Raw genomic sequence first — 19,989 nt, 5'->3', positions numbered from 1 at the left:
ATATTTGTGTAATCGCCCAAGGGTTGATATTGCTGGATGGAGCATGAATGTATCCGCTGGATACGCCACACGGAGGTGGCATGCTCCGCCCGGCCCCTTGGCTGGGCGTTTTTTATCCATGGTGGATGGCGAACAATTTTGCGGGCAATCGAGTGATTATTCAGGTTTGTCCAATGAGTTATCCCCAGCTTCTGGGGATAACTCAGAAGGCAAAATAGTAACAGAAGCGTCGGGTCAGGTTGAAAAACAGCCGTTGCCCCTCATCCAGCTCTTCCTGCTTGATAAATGATTTGATGGTGCGCTCATCTTCCCGCAGGTCGATCATCGCCACCCCTTCCGGCCGCTGTGCCTTGATGTAGGGCAGCACCTTGGGTTTGAGCGGCATGGTGGGCTCGGTGGAGAGCACCAGCGCCACCGAGTCGTCTGAGAGCATCACCAGCGAACCGGGCGGATAGACCCCCAGCACCTTGATCAGCAGCTTGACCAGATCCTGGTCGAATTTCTTCTGCGACAGCTTGTAGAGCTGGCTGATGGCCTGGCTCGGCGCCGCCGGCGTGGCGCTGTTGCGCGGGTGCAGCAGCTCGTCATAGTAATCCACCAGCCCGATGATCCGCGCCAGCGGCGGGATCTCGCCCCCCTTGATGCCGAGCGGAAAGCCGCTGCCATCGAGGCGCTCATGATGCAGATGGGCCACCTGGCGGATCTTGGGCTCGAAGGCCTGCAGCTGGGTCAGCATCTCCAGCCCGTACTGGGGGTGCATGTTGAGGAAGTTTTGCTCTGACTTGTTGAGCTCCCCCCGTTTCTGGGTGATCTGGGTCGGGATCTTCAGCTCGCCGATGTCGTGCACCAGGCCGGCCAGCCCGGTCTCTTCGATTTCAATGGGGTTCATGCCGAGCTCGCGGGCCATCAGCATGGCGATGAAAGCCACGTTCAGGCTGTGCTGCAGCAGGATGTCGGTATGCGGGCTGCGAATGAGGTGCAGGCCGAGCGGGCCTTCGTGAGCACTGATGCGGGCGGCGGCGTTGCGCACTATCTGCGCCGTGTTGGCGAGCCCTTCGTCTGGCTTGAGGTTGAGTGCCCCCAGCGCATCGCGCAGCTCGGACATGGATTGGCCGAAGGCCTTGTCGGCGGCGCGCAGAGAACGGCGAAAGGCTTTCTCATCAAACGGGGCAGGGCCGCTATCCACCAGCTCTTCGATGATCGACAGGTCAGGTCCGGCGGAAGGAATGTCACCGCGCAAGATGGGCTCGATAGGCAGGTCGCTCTTGTCAGGGTCCACCATCAGCAGGCTGAGATCGAGATGGCGAATGATGTCGAGTTGCTGCTGATCCTTGATCTTGAATGCATTGAACATAAAAGGGTGGTTAGTCCATCCCGTGGGGAGATGGATGTAGTGGCCTACCCGCAACTGCTCGATGGAGGCTTGTATCAGCGCCATACGCTAGCTCGCATTTCATGAATGCCTATGAACAAGCTAGCAAAATTAAGCAGATAGACAAACAAAAAAGCCCGCGCATGTGCGCGGGCTCTCGAGTCGGTTCAGCTTATCAGGCTTTGGACTTCTTCTTGCCTTCAACCTTGGCTTCAACCTTGGCCGCTACCTGAGCGTCTTCGGTGAAGGGACGGCCGTAGTAGGTGTCCAGCAGGATGGCTTTCAGCTCGCTGATCAGCGGGTAGCGCGGGTTGGCGCCGGTGCACTGGTCATCGAAGGCTTCCACGGCCAGCTGGTCAACCTTGGCCAGGAAGTCAGCTTCAGACACGCCGGCTTCACGGATGGAGGCCGGGATGCCCAGGGTGGCTTTCAGCTCGTCCAGCCATACCAGCAGCTTCTCGATCTTGGCGGCGGTACGGTCACCGGCGGCAGTCAGACCCAGGTGGTCGGCCACTTCGGCGTAGCGACGGCGAGCCTGCGGACGGTCGTACTGGGAGAACGCAGTCTGCTTGGTCGGGTTGTCGTTGGCGTTGTAGCGGATCACGTTGCTGATCAGCAGGGCGTTGGCCAGACCGTGCGGAATGTGGAACTCGGCACCCAGTTTGTGGGCCATGGAGTGGCACACACCCAGGAAGGCGTTGGCGAACGCGATACCGGCGATGGTGGCAGCGTTGTGCACTTTCTCGCGAGCAACCGGGTCGTTGGCACCGTTCTGGTAGCTGGACGGCAGGTACTCTTTGAGCAGTTTCAGGGCTTGCAGCGCCTGACCGTCGGAGTACTCGTTGGCCAGTACGGAAACGTAGGCTTCCATGGCGTGAGTCACGGCATCGATACCGCCGAAGGCACACAGGGATTTGGGCATGCCCATGACCAGATTGGCGTCGACGATGGCCATGTTCGGGGTCAGCTCGTAGTCGGCCAGCGGGTATTTCATGCCGGTGGCGTCATCGGTCACGACCGCAAACGGGGTCACTTCAGAACCGGTACCGGAAGTGGTGGTGATACAGACCAGTTCGGCCTTCACGCCCATTTTCGGGAACTTGTAGATACGCTTGCGGATGTCCATGAAGCGCATGGCCAAGTCTTCGAACGCGGTTTCCGGGTGCTCGTACATCACCCACATGATCTTGGCCGCATCCATCGGTGAACCACCGCCCAGCGCGACGATCACGTCCGGCTTGAAGGAGTGGGCCATCTCGGCGCCTTTGCGTACTACAGACAGAGTCGGGTCGGCTTCTACTTCGTAGAACACTTCCACTTCCATCTTCAGGCCCTTGAGCAGACGAACCACTTCGTCGGCGTAGCCGTTGTTGAACAGGAAGCGGTCGGTCACGACCAGTGCGCGCTTTTTACCTTCCAGGTCGCCCAGGGCGATCGGCAGGGAACCACGACGGAAGTAGATGGATTTCGGAAGTTTGTGCCACAGCATATTTTCTGCCCGTTTTGCGACTGTCTTCTTGTTGATCAGGTGCTTGGGACCCACGTTTTCGGAGATGGAGTTACCACCCCAGGAACCGCAACCCAGCGTCAAGGACGGTGCGATGGCAAAGTTGTACAGGTCACCGATACCACCCTGGGTGGTCGGGGTGTTGATCAGGATACGGGCGGTCTTCATCTTGTCGCCGAAGTACTTGATGCGGTCGGCGTTGCGATCCTGGTCGGTGTACAGACCGGAGGTGTGGCCGATACCACCGAGGTTGACCATGGTGCAGGCCATTTCGACGGCTTCTTCGAAGTTCTTGGCACGGAACATACCCAGGGTCGGGGAGAGCTTCTCGTGAGCGAACTCTTCCTCTTCACACACTTCCAGACCTTCACCGATGAGGATCTTGGTGGTGGGGGGCACGGTCACGCCGGACATTTCGGCGATCTTGGTGGCAGGCTGGCCCACGATGTTGGCGTTCATGGCACCGTTGATCAGGATGACCTTGCGGACCTTGTCAGCTTCTTCTTTGGTCAGCACATAACCGTTGTGAGTCGCGAAACGCTCTTTCACCTGGTCATAGATGGAGTCAACCACGATGACGGCTTGCTCGGAGGCACAGACCACGCCGTTGTCGAAGGTTTTGGACATCAGGATGGAGGCGACGGCGCGCTTCACATCGGCAGTTTCGTCGATGACAACGGGTACGTTACCGGCACCCACACCGATGGCAGGTTTGCCAGAGGAGTAAGCGGCTTTCACCATGCCCGGGCCACCGGTGGCCAGGATCAGGTTGATGTCGTTGTGCTTCATCAGGGCGTTGGAGAGTTCAACGGTCGGTTGATCGATCCAGCCGATGATGTCTTTCGGTGCACCGGCGGCAATGGCTGCATCCAGTACCAGCTTGGCAGCGGTATTGGTGGAGTTCTTGGCACGGGGGTGCGGGGAGAAGATGATGGCGTTGCGGGTCTTCAGGGAGATCAGAGATTTGAAGATCGCAGTGGAGGTCGGGTTGGTGGTCGGTACGATACCGCAGATGATACCTACCGGCTCGGCAATGGTGATGGTGCCCATCTCGTCATCTTCACTGAGGATGCCGCAGGTCTTCTCTTCTTTGTACTTGTTGTAGATGTATTCGGAGGCGAAGTGGTTCTTGATAACCTTGTCTTCGATGATACCCATACCGGACTCTTCCACGGCCATCTGGGCCAGGGGGATACGGGCATTGCTGGCGGCCAGGGCGGCGGCACGGAAGATCTTGTCTACCTGCTCTTGCGAGAAGCTGGCGAATTCACGCTGGGCTTCTTTGACGCGGGCGACCAGTGCATCCAGTTCAGCCATATTGGTTACTGCCATGTTTATCTCCTGATGATTTGAAAACTGTTTAGTAAGACGTTGGCAATGCCCGGCAATTATAGATGCCCTGTCAAGAACAGAATCACCACAACGGGGTATTTACATGCCTTACTAAATCGCTTTCTGAGTCGATTATAGAGCGGGGCTGACTCAGAAAAACTTGATCTGGATCATGTGTAACAAAAGAACAAAAGAAATTTTGTTTCACAATACATGTTTGCCAGATGTTGCGCAGTTGTTGAGTGGGCCAGAAGCGGGATGAATGGGGCGTGAACAGGGGCTCACGCACCATTTTTCAAGCAGTTAGCACGATTACGTCCCAGTGTCCCCGGTGCGGACCCTGGGGCAGTATGGGGGCGGCATTGTGATAGAAACGGCGATCATCCAGGATCAGATACTCGCCAGCGTTTAATTGTTGTTGAAAAAATGGTTGTTCTTTTAATCCATGATAGAGCTGCAAGGCGCCGCCGCTGACCCCGTCACTGCCACAAAAGAATACCCCGATGAAATCAAAGCCGTCCTGATGCACGCCTTCCGGGGCGGGCGGCACGCTTTCACCTTCGCCGGTGACGATGCGCATCTGGTGAATGCCGATGGCCTGGCCATCCGCCAGCCGGGTGTGGCGGGCAAAGCGGGTCAGCATCAGCTGGAAGGTGGGGTGGGCGACGAAGGCGGGATCCAGCTCGGCATAGGTTCTGGGCACGTCCCCCAAAAACTTGTTGATGGCGGCCGCCTGAAAGAAGACGCCGTTGTCGAGGGGATAAAAGCGGCTGCCCTCTTTTTCAACCCGGCCGTAACGGCGTTCGCGAAAGCGGCCCTGGATATAGGGATCAACCGGCAGCCGGTCGAAGAAACCCAGTAGGGGGGCGACACTGCCAGTGGGCAGTGAATCCAGATGCCATTGCAACTTGATGTCCGTATCAATCATTACAAAATCCTTTTTTACGAAGATGAAATGTTGCGCCAAAACTCCGTGGCCGCATAAAACTCGAAGTGATTTTATCAGAGTGTTAAATGGCGACAATATTTATTAACAACTTGATATGTTGAATTTCGTCGTGACATTAGAGGAACTAACTGAAAAGCCACGGAAAGGGTGAGATTATTTGATTGGTGAAGGTTTCGGCCATGGTGTAAATTTACGCACGGTTTATCGGGGTGGCCCGCAGGGCCTCGTTCTACTTCTGGATGGCGCCTATGGCAGCAATTGACGTCTCTTTATATCTGAAGTTTTTCATCGGTTTGTTCGCAATCATCAACCCGCTCGGCCTGTTGCCGGTGTTTGTCAGTCTGACCAGCCATCAAACGCCGGAAGAGCGGATGAAGACCAACACCACCGCCAACATTGCGGTGATGATCATCCTGCTGGTCTCCATGTACATGGGGCAGCTGATCCTCGATGGTTTCGGCATCTCGCTGGCGTCGTTTCGCATTGCCGGCGGCTCGCTCATCACCCTGATCGCCTGGTCCATGCTGCAGGGCAAGCTGGGGGAGGTGAAGCACAACAAGCAGGAGAAAGGGGAGCTCGCCGCGCGGGAATCTGTCGCTGTGGTGCCGCTGGCGTTGCCGTTGATGGCCGGCCCCGGTGCCATCTCCTCCTCTATTGTCTATGCCAGCCAGAGCACCTGGTCCCAGATGCTGGGGATGTCGGTGGTAGTGATGGTGTTTGCCTTCTGCTCCTGGCTCATCTTCCGCGCCGCCCCCCTGCTGTTCAAGGTGATGGGCAACACCGGCATCAACGTGGTCACCCGGATCATGGGTCTCATCATGATGTCGCTTGGCATCGAGATCATGGTGGCGGGGATCAAGGGGGTCTTCCCCGGATTGATGTGATTCAGGTCTGTTTTGTTGGAGCCGGTCCTCGTGACCGGCTTTTTATTGTTTCTTTTTTGTTGGTCATTTCCTAGAATCGAGCGGGTTTGTATAAAAAACGTCCATCACGCGATATTTAAATTCTGAATAATTGGTTAAAAGCTGCTTTTTTGACCATGAAGCCCAGTCCTGCCTGACAATATCTATTGCATTATCAGAAATGTCAGGGAATTATGCTGGCAGCGGGGTACTTATCCCGTTGATGGGAAATTGCATGGAATGTTCTTGTGGAGTATGGAAATGACTCATAAAAAAACAATGATTAATACCCTCTTGGTGGCAGCACTGTTCGGCGGTGTCAACGCGGCACAAGCCGCCGATGTTCCCGCAGGTACCAAACTGGCTGACGTTCAGCAGCTGGTAAAAGGCAATGGCTCCGAGCCTGCCACTCTCGACCCGCACAAAACCGAAGGAACGGTTGAATCCAATATTCTGCGTGACCTGTTCGAAGGTCTCGTTGCCTCCGGCCCCAAAGGGGAAGTGCTTCCCGCCATGGCCGAGTCCTGGGAAACCAAGGACAACAAACACTTCGTGTTCCACCTGCGCAAAGATGCCAAGTGGTCCAACGGGGATCCCGTGACAGCCCACGATTTCGAGTTCGCCTTCAAGCGGGCCGTGGATCCCAAGACGGCGTCTCCCTACTCCTGGTATCTGGAGATCCCGACCATCGTCAATGCCAGCGAGATCATCGCCGGCAAGAAAGCGGCCGACACCCTGGGCGTGAAGGCAGTGGACGACTACACCTTCGAGGTGCAGCTGGAGAAGGCGGTGCCTTACTTCGTCAGCATGCTCTCCCACACTACCACCTACCCGGTGCCGAAGAAGGTGATCGAGAAGTTCGGTGACAAGTGGACCCAGCCCGGCAACATGGTATCCAACGGTGCCTATGTGCTGAAGGATTGGGTGGTCAACGAGCGCGTCGACGTCGAGCGCAACCCGAACTACTGGAACAACGCCAAGACCGTCATCAACAAGGTGACCTATCTGCCGATCCAGTCCACCAACGCCGAGCTGAACCGCTATCTGGCTGGCGAAGTGGATCTCACCTACAACATGCCCATCGAGCGCTTCAAGCAGATGAAGAAAGAGCTGCCGAACGAGGTTAAGGTGAGCGGCTATGTCGGTACCTACTACTACCAGTACAACTTCAAGCACAAGCCGTTTGATGATGTGCGGGTGCGTACCGCCCTCTCTTATGCCATCGACCGCAACGTGATCGCCGACAAGGTGATGGGCAAGGGCGAGACTCCGGGCTACACCCTGGTGCCTGATTTCGTGGACGGCTTCAAGCCGGTGGCGCCGGCCTGGTCCAAGCTGACCCAGGCAGAGCGCGATGCCAAGGCGAAAGAGCTGCTGACCGAAGCCGGTTTCGGCCCGGGCAAACCGCTCAAGTTCGAGCTGCTCTACAACACCGACGACAACCACAAGAAGGTGGCGGTTGCCGTGGCTTCCATGTGGAAGAAGCTGGGCGTGCAGGTGAGCTTGGTCAACCAGGAGTGGAAAACCTACCTGGAAACCAAGAAGCAGGGTCAGTTTGATGTGGGTCGTGCCGGCTGGATCGCCGACTACAACGAAGCCTCTTCCATGCTGGATCTGATGCAGACCACCCACGGCAACAACGACGGCAAATACTCCAACCCGGCGTTTGACAAGCTGATGAACGAGTCGCGCAATCAGGTGGATGCCGATGCCCGCAACAAGCTCTATGTGCAGGCTGAAGAGATCCTGGCCAAGGACATGCCGATCGCTCCCATCTATCAGTACGTGACCTCCCGCATGGTCAAGTCCTACGTGGGCGGCTACCCGGCCAACCCGCTGGACAACCTCTACAGCAAAGACATGTACATCATTGCTCACTGAGTAAAGTAACACGTCGCATAACAAAGCAGGCCCGCCGGATGGCGGGCCTTTATTACAACCGCGACCCTTTGGAAGCAGTACAGGACAGGAATTGTCTATGTTGAAATTCATTTTTAAACGTCTACTGGAAGCGATCCCGACTCTGCTGGTCTTGATCACCGTCTCCTTCTTCATGATGCGTTTCGCGCCGGGCAACCCCTTCACCAGCGAACGCTCCCTGCCGCCGGAAGTACTGGCCAACATCGAAGCCAAATATGGCCTCGACAAGCCCATCGGCGTGCAATACCTCACCTATCTGGGCAATCTGGTGCAGGGCGACCTCGGTCCCTCCTTCAAATACAAGGACTTCACCGTCAACGATCTGGTGAGCCAGGCACTGCCGGTATCGGCCAAGATTGGCTCCTTCGCCTTTCTGTTTGCGGTGACGCTGGGGGTCACCTTCGGCACCATTGCCGCCTTGAAACAGAATACCGTCATCGACTACCTGTTGATGTCGTCGGCCATGGTCGGGGTGGTGATCCCGGGCTTTGTGTTGGCCCCCTTGCTGGTGTTGCTGTTCAGTATCCATCTCGGCTGGTTCCCGGCCGGTGGCTGGCAGGGCGGCGGGGTGCAATTCATGGTACTGCCGGTGTTCGGCATGATGATGTACTACATCTCCGCCATCTCGCGGATCATGCGGGGCAGCATGATCGAGACCATGAACTCCAACTTCATCCGGACCGCCCGCGCCAAGGGCTTGCCGCTGCGTCACATCATCCTCAAACACGCGCTGCGTCCGGCCATGCTGCCGGTGGTCTCCTATCTGGGACCGGCGTTCGTCGGCATCATCACGGGTTCCGTGGTGATCGAGACCATTTTCGGCCTGCCGGGGATTGGCCAGCTGTTCGTCAACGGTGCCCTCAACCGTGATTACTCCATGGTGCTCGGTCTGACCATTTTGGTCGGCGCCCTCACCATCACCTTTAACGCCGTGGTCGATATTCTCTATGCCTTTATCGATCCCAAGATCCGTTACTAAGTCGGGAGTACATCATGGTTGTCACAACTGAAAAACGCGAAGCCGTCGAGGCGTTCGCCCAGCAAGTGGAAGTGGTGGAAGGACGCTCCCTGTGGAAGGATGCCCGTCGCCGTTTCCTGCGCAACAAGGCTGCGCTCACCAGCCTGATCATCCTGACCATCATCGGTCTGGCGGTGATCGTGGGGCCACATCTGTCCCAATACACCTTCGACGATCCTGACTGGGGCGCTATGCAGGCGGCTCCGGACATGGAAACCGGCCACTGGTTCGGCACCGACAGCCTGGGGCGCGATCTGTTCGTGCGCACCCTGCTCGGCGGGCGCATCTCGCTGATGGTCGGCATCATGGGTGCCATGGTGGCCGTCATCATCGGTACCCTCTACGGCGCGGCCTCCGGTTTCATCGGCGGTCGGGTCGATAGCCTGATGATGCGGGTGCTTGAGATCCTCAACGCCTTCCCCTTCATGTTCTTCGTGATCATGCTGGTGACCTTCTTTGGCCGCAACCTGGCGCTCATCTTCATCGCCATCGGCGCGGTGAGCTGGCTCGACATGGCGCGGATCGTGCGAGGCCAGACCCTGAGCCTCAAGAGCAAGGAGTTCATCGAGGCGGCTCACGTCTGCGGCGTCTCCAAGTGGAAGATCATCACCCGTCACATAGTGCCGAACGTGCTGGGTATCGTGGCGGTCTACGCCACCCTGCTGGTGCCGGGCATGATCATGTTCGAATCCTTCCTGAGCTTCCTGGGGCTGGGCGTACAAGAGCCCATGACCAGCTGGGGTGCTCTGCTGGATGAAGGCTCCAAGTCGATGGAAGTGGCCATCTGGCAACTCCTGTTCCCCGCCGGTTTCATGGTGGTGACCCTGTTTTGCTTCAACTTCCTCGGGGATGGTCTGCGTGACGCCCTCGATCCGAAGGATCGCTGAGAAAGCGGCGAAAGATCGCTGACAGAACGGCGAAGAAGCGCTGAAACAACGCGCCGAAGGGCCGCAGAGTGCGGCTCAATCGGGCGGATAGCGCATCGGATCGACAGGAAAACGTCACGAAAGATCGATAAGGAGTTTTTATGAAATTACTGGATGTAAAAGATCTGCGGGTCGAGTTCAAGACCCCGGACGGCAATGTGGTGGCGGTCAACGACCTCAACTTCTCCCTCGCTGCGGGCGAGACCCTGGGGATCGTCGGTGAGTCCGGTTCGGGCAAGTCCCAGACCGCGTTCGCCATCATGGGGCTGCTGGCCAAGAACGGTGTCATCACCGGTTCGGCCAAATTTCAGGGCGACGAGATCCTGAATCTGCCGGAGCACAAGCTCAACAAGATCCGCTCCGAGAAGATCGCCATGATCTTCCAGGACCCCATGACCTCGCTCAACCCCTACATGAAGGTGAAGGATCAGCTGATGGAAGTGCTGATGCTGCACAAGGGCGTCAGCAAGGCCGAAGCGTTCGAAGAGTCGGTGCGCATGCTGGATGCGGTCAAGATCCCGGAAGCGCGCAAGCGGATGGGGATGTATCCTCACGAATTTTCCGGTGGCATGCGCCAGCGGGTGATGATCGCCATGGCGCTGTTGTGCCGGCCGCAACTGCTCATCGCCGACGAGCCGACCACCGCGCTGGACGTGACCGTGCAGGCCCAGATCATGACCCTGATGAACGAGCTCAAGCGCGAGTTCAACACCGCCATCATCATGATCACCCACGACTTGGGCGTAGTGGCGGGCATCTGCGACAAGGTGCTGGTGATGTATGCCGGCCGTACCATGGAGTACGGCAAGGTCAACGACATCTTTTATCGCCCGAGCCACCCCTATACCGAGGGCTTGTTGCGGGCCATTCCCCGCCTCGACACCGAAGGGGAAGAGCTGCCCACCATCCCGGGCAATCCACCCAACCTGCTGCGTCTGCCCACCGGCTGCCCCTTCCAGGAGCGCTGCCACCGGGTGAGCGAGATTTGCGGCAAGCAGTCGCCAATTCTGACGCCGTTCAACGACGGTCGGGAGCGGGCCTGCCACTGGGTATCGGATGCCATGATCAAGGGAGTGAACTAAATGGGGACTGACAAGAAACTGCTGCTGGAAGTGTCCGACCTCAAGGTCCACTTCAGCATCAAGAGTGACAAGGCCTGGCCCTGGGCCAAACCCTCCGCCCTGAAGGCGGTGGACGGGGTGACCCTGCGCCTGTATGAAGGGGAGACCCTCGGCGTGGTGGGGGAGTCGGGCTGTGGCAAATCCACCTTTGCCCGGGCGCTGATCGGCCTGGTGCCGGCCACCGACGGCAAGGTGGTGTGGCTGGGCAACGATCTGACCAAGCTCGACCAGAAGGCGCTGCGCGAGAAGCGCAAAGAGATCCAGATGATCTTCCAGGATCCGCTGGCCTCCCTCAACCCGCGCATGACCATAGGCGACATCATCGCCGAGCCGCTCATCACCTTCTATCCCGATCTTTCCCGAGATCAGGTGAAGGAGAAGGTGCGGGCCATGATGAGCAAGGTGGGGCTCTTGCCCAACCTGGTCAACCGCTATCCCCATGAGTTCTCCGGCGGTCAGTGCCAGCGCATCGGCATCGCCCGGGCGCTGATCCTCGAGCCCAAGATGATCATCTGTGACGAGCCGGTGTCGGCGCTGGATGTCTCCATCCAGGCGCAGGTGGTCAACCTGCTCAAGGCTATCCAGAAAGAGATGGGGCTGTCGCTCATCTTCATCGCCCACGACCTGTCGGTGGTCAAGCACATCTCGGATCGGGTACTGGTGATGTATCTGGGCAATGCGGTGGAGCTGGGGACCCGCAAGGAGATCTTCGCCAACCCCTTGCACCCCTATACCAAGGCGCTGATGTCGGCCGTGCCCATTCCGGATCCGGATCTGGAGCGCAGCAAGACCATCCAGATCCTGGAGGGGGATTTGCCGTCGCCGATGAACCCGCCCTCAGGCTGCGTGTTCCGCACCCGCTGCCCGGTGGCCGGCCCCGAGTGCGCCAAGACCCGGCCTCAGCTCGAGGGCAACTTCGACCATGCGGTCTCCTGCCTCAAGGCGGATCCGCTCTGAGGATGAGCAGGCAGAACTGGGCGCCCGGGTGGCGCCCTGTTTTTTTGCAGCCGGCATGAAGATGCCTCTTGGCGTTATCTTTTTCCGCTGTTACTATCCGGGCAACAAGGGGAGTAACTTCTCGCCGGTTTGTCGTCATTACGGTGCACCCATATCCTGCAGTGCACCCGGCAGCCGGGCAGTTGACGCCAGTCGGCTGTAAGTGAGACCTTGCCGAGAGGCAAGGTGTATCTGCTCCAAACGCAAACCCACGCCTCTCGGTCGTGGGTTTTGTCGTTTTTGGGAGAAGTGAACATGGGTGAATGGTGGATGTGGGCCGGTTTCTTCAGCATAGTGCTGGTCTTGTTATGGATTGATATCCGCTTTGTCGGCGGTGGCAAGGCGCACAAGGTGTCGCTCAAAGAGGCAGGGATCTGGTCCCTCATCTGGATCAGCGTGGCGCTCTTGTTCAACCTGGCCATCTGGTTCTGGCTGGATCACAGCGCAGGCCGTGAAATTGCCAACCAGAAGGGGCTGGAGTTCCTCACCGGCTACCTCATCGAGAAGGCGCTGGCGGTGGACAACGTCTTCGTTTGGTTGATGCTGTTCGGCTACTTTGCCATTCCGGCCGAGCTGCAGCGCCGGGTCCTGCTGTACGGGGTACTGGGTGCCATCGTGATGCGGGCCGGCATGGTGTTCGCCGGCAGCTGGCTCATCGAGCAGTTCCACTGGATCCTCTACCTGTTTGGCGCTTTCCTGCTGCTGACCGGGGTCAAGATGCTGTGGGCGGCCGACAAGGAGCCGGATCTGGCCAACAACCCGCTGCTCGGCTGGATGCGCCGTCGCTTCAAGGTGACGGAGACGCTGGAGGGGGAGAACTTCTTCGTCTGGCGCGATGGCGTGCGCTACGCCACCCCACTGCTGCTGATCCTGGTGCTGGTGGAGGTGAGCGATCTCATCTTCGCGGTGGACAGCATCCCGGCCATCTTCGCGGTGACCACGGATCCCTTCATTGTGCTGACCTCCAACATCTTCGCCATCATGGGTCTGCGTGCCATGTACTTCCTGCTGGCCGGCGTGGCCGAGCGTTTCGCCCTGCTCAAGTACGGCCTGGCGCTGATCCTGATGTTTATCGGGGTCAAGATGCTGCTGCTGGATATCTTCAAGATCCCCACCGGCATTGCATTGGGCGTGGTTGCGCTGATCCTGCTGGCTTCGATGGGGCTGAGCCTCTGGGTGACCCGCAAGAAAACGGCATAATTGGCAAACAAGCAAAAGGGCTCCCGCGGGAGCCCTTTTTTATGGCAAAGACTGGCTTAGCGCTTGATCTTCTTGGGGTTGGTGTAGCCCCAGATGGTGTACATGTCCGCCAGCAGGGCGCCGTTGTACTCCTCGAGATCCGCCTGTTTCACCTCGGCCTCACCCTGGCGGCCGAACAGCACCACCTCGTCACCGGGTTTGACCCCCTTGAGATCGGTCACGTCCACCATGATGGTGTTCATGGAGGTCTTGCCCACCACCGGCACCTTCTGGCCCTGGATCAGCACATAGGCCTTGTTGCTCAGCGCCCGGCGATAGCCGTCGGAGTAGCCCAGCGGCAGGTTGGCGAGCCAGGAGTCGCGCTTGAGGGTGAAGGTGCGGTCATAACCGACGGTGTTGCCGGCCGGGTAGTGGTTGACGGAGGCAACCTGGGTCTTGAACGCCATCACCCGCTTGTACTCGGTGTAGGAGGGGATGGAGTCACCGTACAGCAGGCCGCCCGGGCGCACCATGTCGAAGTAGGCGTCCGGCACTTCCAGGGTGGCGAAGGAGTTGGCGGCGTGGATGGTGATCTTGCTGCGATCCAGCCTGCCCGCTTCCAGCAGCCACTGGGAGTCCAGCTTGAACTGGGCCAGCCCCATCTTGACGTCCTCTTTCTCCTCCACCGGGAAGTGGGTCATGATGCCGACCGGGGTGATCCCCTTGAGCTTGAGCATGGCCAGCGCGTCTTCCTTGGAGTCAGCCAGACGCAGATCGATGCCGTTGCGGCTCATGCCGGCGGAGTTCAGTGCGATATGCACCGGGATATTGGTGTGGTGGCGCTGGGCGATGTCGGCGATGCCCTGGGCACTCACCAGGCTGCCGATGAGTTCTTCCATCTTGTAGGGCAGGGCCTGCTCCACTTCGGCCGGGGTGGCGGCACGTACCCGCATCAGGCGGCCGGTGAAGCCCTTCTCGCGGGCGACGCGGGCCTCTTCGTTGCTGGCGATGCCGATGCAGGGGATACCCGCTTTCACCACCGAGGGCACCAGCAGGTCGATGCCGTGGCCGTAGGCGTCGGCCTTCATGATGGCGCAGATCTTCGGCCCCTTGTCACCGAGGCGATCCTTGAGGGTCTGGATGTTGTGCTCGAAGGCGCCGAGATCGACTTCCAGCCAGGCATTGCTGGCGGTCTGCACTTCGCCGTTGCGATGATCGCTGGCCAGCGGCAGGTAAGGGGCCGCGACGGCCTGACCGGCCAGCAGGCCCAGGATCAGTGTGGCCAGCAGTGTCTTCTTGTGCATGGGGTGGTTCCTTTTTTATTGTTTGGGTTGAGGTGCATGACGGTCGCTAGGGGGCCGTTTTCACGCAGATGGGATAAAGTGTAGCCAAGGCATTGTTATTGTTATGAACTTTGACAATTTTCCAGGGCGCTATTCCCGTCGGGAAGTGTAACGCAAGGTGTCGATCGTGGCACCCTCCAGGAGTCAATAGATGATGAGTCTTGAGTGTCGGGTGCCACCGCTGCTGCTGTTTGGTCTGATCGTGGCGGCCATGCTGGTATGGGGGGGCGCCGCCGAGAGTGGCAGTGGCGCCGGTTGGCGGGTAGCTGCTCTGTTGTTGGCGGTGCTGGGCACTGTGTTTGGCTTGGGGGGAGTGCTGCGCTTTCGCCGCCAGGGTACCACGGTGACGCCGCTGCACCCCGAGCAGGCCAGTGCGCTGGTAACGGGCGGGCTCTATCGCCTCAGCCGCAATCCCATGTACCTGGGGCTGCTCTGCTGGACGATGGCACTGGCCTGTTATCTGGGCGGGCTGTGGGTGTGGCTCGGTCCGCTGCTGCTGTGGGGCTGGCTCAGCCGCTGGCAGATAGTGCCGGAGGAGCGGGCGCTGCAGGCCCGCTTTGGCGATGGCTATGCCGATTATTGCCGGCGGGTGAGGCGTTGGTGCTGAGCCTTGTCGTGTCGCCATGAAGCATAAAAAAACGGCCCGCGTCTGCGGGCCGTTTTGATGGCGGTGATGCGGGGATCACGCCTTGGCGGTATCCACCTCACCCAGAGGTTCGGTTTCACCCAGGCTGTCCTCGCTCTTGGCGACCACGCTGGCGGCGATGGCGTTGCCCAGCACGTTGGTGGCGGAGCGACCCATGTCGAGGAAGTGGTCGATGCCGAGCAGCAGCAGGATGCCCGCTTCCGGAATGTGGAACTGGTTGAGGGTGGCGGCAATCACCACCAGGGAGGCGCGCGGTACGCCGGCCATCCCCTTGGAGGTGACCATCAACAGCAGCAGCATGGTGATCTGCTGGGCCATGGAGAGCTCGATGCCGTAGGCCTGGGCGATGAACATCACCGCGAAGGTGCAGTACATCATGGAGCCATCCAGGTTGAAGGAGTAGCCCATCGGCAGCACGAAGCTGGCGATGCGTTTGTCACAACCGAACTTCTCCAGACGATCCAGGGTTTTCGGGTAGGCAGCTTCGGAGCTGGCGGTGGAGAAGGCCAGCAGGATCGGCTCGCGGATCATCGCCAGCAGGGTCACGATGCGGCGGCGGATAAACAGGCTGCCCATGGCGATCAGCAGCAGCCAGAGGCAACCCAGTGCCAGGTAGAACTGCGCCATGAAGGTGCCATAGGTGGCCAGGATGCCGAGCCCTTCCTTGGCGACCATGGCGGCAATGGCGCCAAACACCGCGAACGGGGCGAAGTTCATCACGTAGCCGGTCACTTTGAGCATGATCTCGGCGGCGCTGGCCATCAGCATCACCACCGGTTTGGCGGCATCACCCAGCGCGGCGGCAGCCAGCCCGAAGAACAGGGAGAACACCACAATCTGCAGGATCTCGTTGGTGGCCATCGCCTCGATCACGCTTTTGGGAATGGCGTGAGTGACGAAATCCTTGAGGGAGATGGCGCTGGCAACTACGCCGGAGCTGGCGGTGTCGTCAGGCAGGGAGAGGGAGAGCCCCACGCCCGGTTGCATCAGGGTGACCATCACCAGACCCAGGGTCAGTGACAGCAGGGAGGCCAGCATGAACCAGCCCAGGGTTTTGGCGCCGATACGGCCCACGGTGCGGGTATCGCCCATCTTGGCGATGCCGACCACCAGGGTGGTGAACACCAGGGGAGCGATGATCATCTTGATCAGCCGCAGGAAGATATCGGTCAACAGGGTGATGTCGCTGGCAAAGCCGGCGGCCTGGTCAGGGGCAAACATGCGATAGCCCTGGCCAGTCAGGATACCAACCAGCATCGCGATGAGGATGGCAACCGTCAATTTGTTCATTTTCATGGGGTGGGTCCCAGTTTTGATAAGTGCAGAGCGTTTCAAGCGGCAAGGGTGCCACTTCAGTCCGTTTTTGTGATCCGAGCCGTAGATTCCTGACAGCCGGTGTGCTGGCAGCATGCCTAATCCGGGGGGGTAAATCCAGCGCCTTGTGGCAGAATTTTATCTTGTCATTAGTTGTATGTGATATAGATCTTGCAATTTATCTATATTAATCGCTGTTTATTTTAATGTTTGCAAGATAATCGGCTTTCATGGTTTGGTCGTTTTTCGCGCTGCGAGTGAGGGTGAAGATGAGCAACGCCGAGATACGGTGCTCCACGGTGCGCTGATCCAGAAAGGGATCTGGCTCGTCGTCATCGAACCCGAACAGGGGGCGACTCGGCGTCACCCTGACCGCGTCCCGTTGCAGGGTCAATTCATTGACCTCAAGCCACTGATAACCTTCGGCTTGTGCCACTTCGCCCGCCCGTTTCAGCACATACTTGCGAGCGGTTTCCCGGCTCACCAGATCGTTGCCGACAAATTCCAGCTGCCACTTGTCAGGCCCGAGCCGGGTCTGGGAGAAACCGGTCTGGCCGTTCCAGAACGATGGCTGGCTCTGATAAGGGGTGGCGCAGCCGAGCAGCAGGAGAGCGCAGAGGCCGAGCCACAGCAGACGCTGGCAAAAGGGGCGGGGAGAGGGCATCTCGAACACCGGTTGGCAACACAGGGCATCACTACAGCACAAACCGATCGGCGGCACAACGCAGGCTGCGTGGTGGCGCGCCGGGCCAAAAAGAAAAGGCCTTGTCATCTGACAAGGCCTTTCTCGGGGAATTTGGTCGGTGTGAGAGGATTCGAACCTCCGACCCTCTACACCCCATGCAGATGCGCTACCTGGCTGCGCTACACACCGACGGAGTCAGCTCGGCTGACGGGGGCTGAGTTTATGGAGATGGACCCTGCCTGTCAACAGTGGAAATTCCACTCCGGGATCGTTCGCCTGCTTTGCGAGCAATCTGCGCTTAAAGTGCCGCCAATCGCCGAAAAACCGCGCATGGCAGGGCCGTGAGCGGCTGCAAAAAAACAGGCCGCCCGGGTGGGCGGCCTGTGGTGGCGCTGTGTGACGGCGCACATAGAAGAGGGATCAGCGGGTGAAGGTGAGCCGCTTGCCCAGCACCTCGTTGGTGACCTGGCCGTTTTGCCAGGCAATCTGGCCGTTGACCAGGGTCATCTCCACCGTGCTGTGGAAACGGTAGCCGTTGAAGGGCGACCAGCCGCACAGATAGAGCAGGTTGCTGTCGTTGACCACGTAGGGCTTGCCCAGATCCAGCAGCACCAGGTCGGCGAAGTAACCCTCGCGGATGTAGCCGCGATCCTGCACCTGGAAGCGCTCGGCCACCGCGTGGGAGGTCTTCTTGACGATGGTCTCCAGCGAGAATACCCCGTTGTGGTAGAGCTCCAGCAGGGCCAGCAGGGAGTGCTGCACCAGCGGCACGCCGGACGGTGCCTTGAAGTAGCTGTTCTGCTTCTCTTCCCAGGTGTGGGGGGCGTGGTCGGTGGCGATGATGTCGAGCACGTCATTGCGCACCGCATCCAGCAGAGCGTGCTGGTCGGCGGCGCTCTTCACCGCCGGGTTGCACTTGATCTGGCTGCCCAGGGTGTCGTAGTCCGCCTCGTTGAAGAACAGATGGTGAACGCACACCTCGGCGGTGATGTTCTTGTCCTTGAGCTCCTTCAGATCCGGGGTGGCGGTGAAGAGCGACAGCTCCTTGGCGGTGGTCAGGTGCAGCACGTGCAGCTTGGCGCCGTACTGCTTGGCCAGGGAGACCGCCAGGCTGGAGGATTTGTAGCAGGCGTCGGCGCTGCGGATGCGGCCGTGCTCGCGCATCGGCACATCCTCGCCCCACTTGGCGCGGGCTTCGTCTTCCAGCACCTTGATGGTGGGGGTGTCCTCGCAGTGGGTAACAATCATCACCGGGCTCTCGCGGAAGATGGCGGCCAGGGTCTCCTGATTGTCCACCAGCATGTTGCCGGTAGAGGCACCCATGAAGATCTTGATGCCGCAGGACTGTTTGGGATCGAGCTTCTTGATCTCTTCCAGATTGTCGTTGGTGGCGCCGAGGTAAAAGCTGTAGTTGGCGGCGGAGGAGTTGGCGGCTATCTGGTATTTGGCTTCGAGGGCATCGAGGGTGGTGGTCTGGGGGTTGACGTTGGGCATTTCCATGAAGCTGGTGGTGCCACCGGCCACGGCGGCCCGGGATTCACTGGCGATGGTCCCCTTGTGGGTCAGCCCTGGCTCCCGGAAGTGGACCTGATCATCGATCATTCCGGGGATGAGGTGACGGCCCGCGGCATCGATCACCACTGCATCGGGGGCGCTGATATCCGGGGCGATGCGGGCGATCCGTTCCCCCTCGATCAGCACGTCGGAGGCATAGATGCGGCCTTCGTTGACCAGGGTGGCATTCTTGATAAGCAATTTGTTCATGGGGGGTTCCAGTTCCTTTGCCGATAATCGCGGGTCATAATAGCGCAAACCGCCCTTTCTCTGTAGCAAGGCCTGACTGATGAAGTTATTTGTAAAAGATTTGACCGTGATCGACTCCAGCTACCTGTGCGAACGCCGCGGTATGGTGGGGGAGAGCTGGCTGGTGGACATCGAAATGAGCGGCGAGCTCAACGAGATGAGCATGTTGCTGGACTTCGGCCGGGTCAAGAAACTGATCAAGTCGATCATCGACGACGAGGTGGATCACAAGCTGCTGGTGCCGACCGAGTGCCCCCTGGTGCAGGTGGCCCAGCTGGACGGTGACGAGAGCACCGTCGATCTGCTGCGGCCGGGTCGCTCCATTCACCTGCGCTGCCCGAGCCAGGCCTTTGCCTTCATTCCGGCCCCTCAGGTGGACAAGGAGTCCGTCACCCGCTATCTGCTGGCGGTGCTGGCCAAGCGGCTGCCGGGCAACATCAAGGATCTGTCGCTGACCCTGCGCCAGGAGGCCATCGACGGCGCCTTCTACCACTACAGCCACGGCCTCAAGAAGCACGACGGCAACTGCCAGCGCATCGCCCACGGCCACCGCTCTCCCATCGAGATCCACGTGGACGGCGAGCGCGACCAGGAGCTTGAGCTCAACTGGGCCGAGCGCTGGGCCGACATCTACCTGGGGACCGACGAGGATCGGGTGGCCCTCGGCGATCTCACGTTGAGCGAGCAGGCCAAGACCATCCTGCAAGAGGCTGGCGAGCACTACGTCGGCTTCAAGTATGTGGCACCGCAAGGGCTGTTCCAGCTGGCCATGCCGGCGGCGGAGGTGGAGATGATCGACACCGACACCACCATCGAGCTGCTGGCCCATTACATCGCCCGCGAAGTGAAGAAGAGCGTGGGCGACAAGTTCATCAAGATTGTCGCCTATGAAGGGGTGGGCAAGGGCGCCATCGCCTACGCCTGATCCCGCGCCGCTTGCCAGTAAAAAGCAAGGCCCCGCATCTGCGGGGCCTTG

At 59.3% G+C, this 19,989-nt stretch carries 16 protein-coding genes and 1 tRNA gene; 9 read left to right on the top strand and 8 right to left on the bottom strand.

Translation table 11 applies throughout. The features are described from left to right. Positions 1-202 precede the first annotated feature (202 nt). The 3 genes from E5E96_RS20545 to E5E96_RS20535 all read right to left on the bottom strand — a co-directional run bounded on the left by E5E96_RS20545 (position 203) and on the right by E5E96_RS20535 (position 5,139). Positions 203-1,438, bottom strand: a complete 1,236-nt coding sequence (locus tag E5E96_RS20545; RefSeq protein ID WP_171283000.1) for an HD-GYP domain-containing protein — start codon at positions 1,436-1,438, stop codon at positions 203-205. A 109-nt stretch (positions 1,439-1,547) separates the two neighbouring features. Next, positions 1,548-4,211 carry a bifunctional acetaldehyde-CoA/alcohol dehydrogenase gene (gene adhE, locus E5E96_RS20540; RefSeq protein ID WP_016351087.1) on the bottom strand — a complete coding sequence of 888 codons (2,664 nt, stop codon included), beginning with the start codon at positions 4,209-4,211 and terminating at the stop codon, positions 1,548-1,550. Positions 4,212-4,506: 295 nt separating this feature from the next. Beyond that, on the bottom strand, positions 4,507-5,139 hold the full coding sequence (locus tag E5E96_RS20535; RefSeq protein ID WP_171282999.1) for a 2OG-Fe dioxygenase family protein: 633 nt from the start codon (positions 5,137-5,139) through the stop codon (positions 4,507-4,509). 269 nt (positions 5,140-5,408) lie between these two features. Here E5E96_RS20535 and E5E96_RS20530 point away from each other — a divergent pair, with 269 nt between their 5' ends. The 7 genes from E5E96_RS20530 (at position 5,409) to E5E96_RS20500 (ending at position 13,243) form a co-directional block, all read left to right on the top strand. Beyond that, a complete protein-coding gene (locus E5E96_RS20530) occupies positions 5,409-6,044 on the top strand; it encodes a YchE family NAAT transporter (protein ID WP_016351085.1) in 636 nt (211 codons plus the stop codon). Positions 6,045-6,323: 279 nt separating this feature from the next. After that, a complete protein-coding gene (locus E5E96_RS20525) occupies positions 6,324-7,943 on the top strand; it encodes an ABC transporter substrate-binding protein (RefSeq protein WP_011706430.1) in 1,620 nt (539 codons plus the stop codon). A gap of 97 nt (positions 7,944-8,040) precedes the next feature. Then, positions 8,041-8,961 carry an oligopeptide ABC transporter permease OppB gene (gene oppB / locus E5E96_RS20520; protein ID WP_171282998.1) on the top strand — a complete coding sequence of 307 codons (921 nt, stop codon included), beginning with the start codon at positions 8,041-8,043 and terminating at the stop codon, positions 8,959-8,961. A 14-nt stretch (positions 8,962-8,975) separates the two neighbouring features. Further along, entirely contained in the window at positions 8,976-9,887 is a 912-nt protein-coding gene (gene oppC, locus E5E96_RS20515) for an oligopeptide ABC transporter permease OppC (protein ID WP_011706428.1), read from the top strand. Between the two features lie 140 nt (positions 9,888-10,027). Next, the gene (locus tag E5E96_RS20510) at positions 10,028-11,008 is read left to right on the top strand and encodes an ABC transporter ATP-binding protein (protein WP_017408089.1); all 981 of its coding nucleotides are present in this window, start codon (positions 10,028-10,030) and stop codon (positions 11,006-11,008) included. Next, complete coding sequence (gene oppF / locus E5E96_RS20505; protein WP_011706426.1) at positions 11,009-12,004, top strand: murein tripeptide/oligopeptide ABC transporter ATP binding protein OppF; 996 nt, start codon at positions 11,009-11,011, stop codon at positions 12,002-12,004. 294 nt (positions 12,005-12,298) lie between these two features. Next, on the top strand, positions 12,299-13,243 hold the full coding sequence (locus E5E96_RS20500; protein WP_011706425.1) for a TerC family protein: 945 nt from the start codon (positions 12,299-12,301) through the stop codon (positions 13,241-13,243). Positions 13,244-13,299: 56 nt separating this feature from the next. Here E5E96_RS20500 and alr read toward each other — a convergent pair whose 3' ends face one another. After that, complete coding sequence (alr, locus tag E5E96_RS20495) at positions 13,300-14,526, bottom strand: alanine racemase (protein WP_171282997.1); 1,227 nt, start codon at positions 14,524-14,526, stop codon at positions 13,300-13,302. 190 nt (positions 14,527-14,716) lie between these two features. Here alr and E5E96_RS20490 point away from each other — a divergent pair, with 190 nt between their 5' ends. Further along, entirely contained in the window at positions 14,717-15,172 is a 456-nt protein-coding gene (locus E5E96_RS20490) for an isoprenylcysteine carboxylmethyltransferase family protein (RefSeq protein ID WP_171282996.1), read from the top strand. Positions 15,173-15,247: 75 nt separating this feature from the next. On the opposite strand, the gene E5E96_RS20485 is transcribed toward E5E96_RS20490, so the two are convergent. From E5E96_RS20485 to E5E96_RS20470, 4 genes are all read right to left on the bottom strand, one after another. Then, positions 15,248-16,507: a dicarboxylate/amino acid:cation symporter gene (locus E5E96_RS20485; RefSeq protein WP_024944897.1), complete on the bottom strand. Its 1,260-nt coding sequence runs from the start codon at positions 16,505-16,507 to the stop codon at positions 15,248-15,250. Positions 16,508-16,712: 205 nt separating this feature from the next. Next, positions 16,713-17,189, bottom strand: coding sequence for a hypothetical protein (locus E5E96_RS20480; RefSeq protein WP_044800235.1), 477 nt, complete (start codon positions 17,187-17,189; stop codon positions 16,713-16,715). A 133-nt stretch (positions 17,190-17,322) separates the two neighbouring features. Beyond that, positions 17,323-17,399 (bottom strand) — tRNA-Pro (locus E5E96_RS20475). Between the two features lie 231 nt (positions 17,400-17,630). Continuing rightward, positions 17,631-18,974, bottom strand: a complete 1,344-nt coding sequence (locus E5E96_RS20470) for a dihydroorotase (protein WP_049047775.1) — start codon at positions 18,972-18,974, stop codon at positions 17,631-17,633. 79 nt (positions 18,975-19,053) lie between these two features. Here E5E96_RS20470 and E5E96_RS20465 point away from each other — a divergent pair, with 79 nt between their 5' ends. Beyond that, positions 19,054-19,938 carry a 6-carboxytetrahydropterin synthase gene (locus E5E96_RS20465; RefSeq protein ID WP_171282995.1) on the top strand — a complete coding sequence of 295 codons (885 nt, stop codon included), beginning with the start codon at positions 19,054-19,056 and terminating at the stop codon, positions 19,936-19,938. Positions 19,939-19,989: the final 51 nt, after the last annotated feature.

The sequence above is a fragment of the Aeromonas sp. 1805 genome (assembly GCF_013085525.1).
Classification (GTDB): domain Bacteria; phylum Pseudomonadota; class Gammaproteobacteria; order Enterobacterales; family Aeromonadaceae; genus Aeromonas; species Aeromonas hydrophila.
The sequence above is the reverse complement of the archived record's forward strand: the minus strand, read 5'-3'. Positions and strand labels throughout refer to the sequence as shown.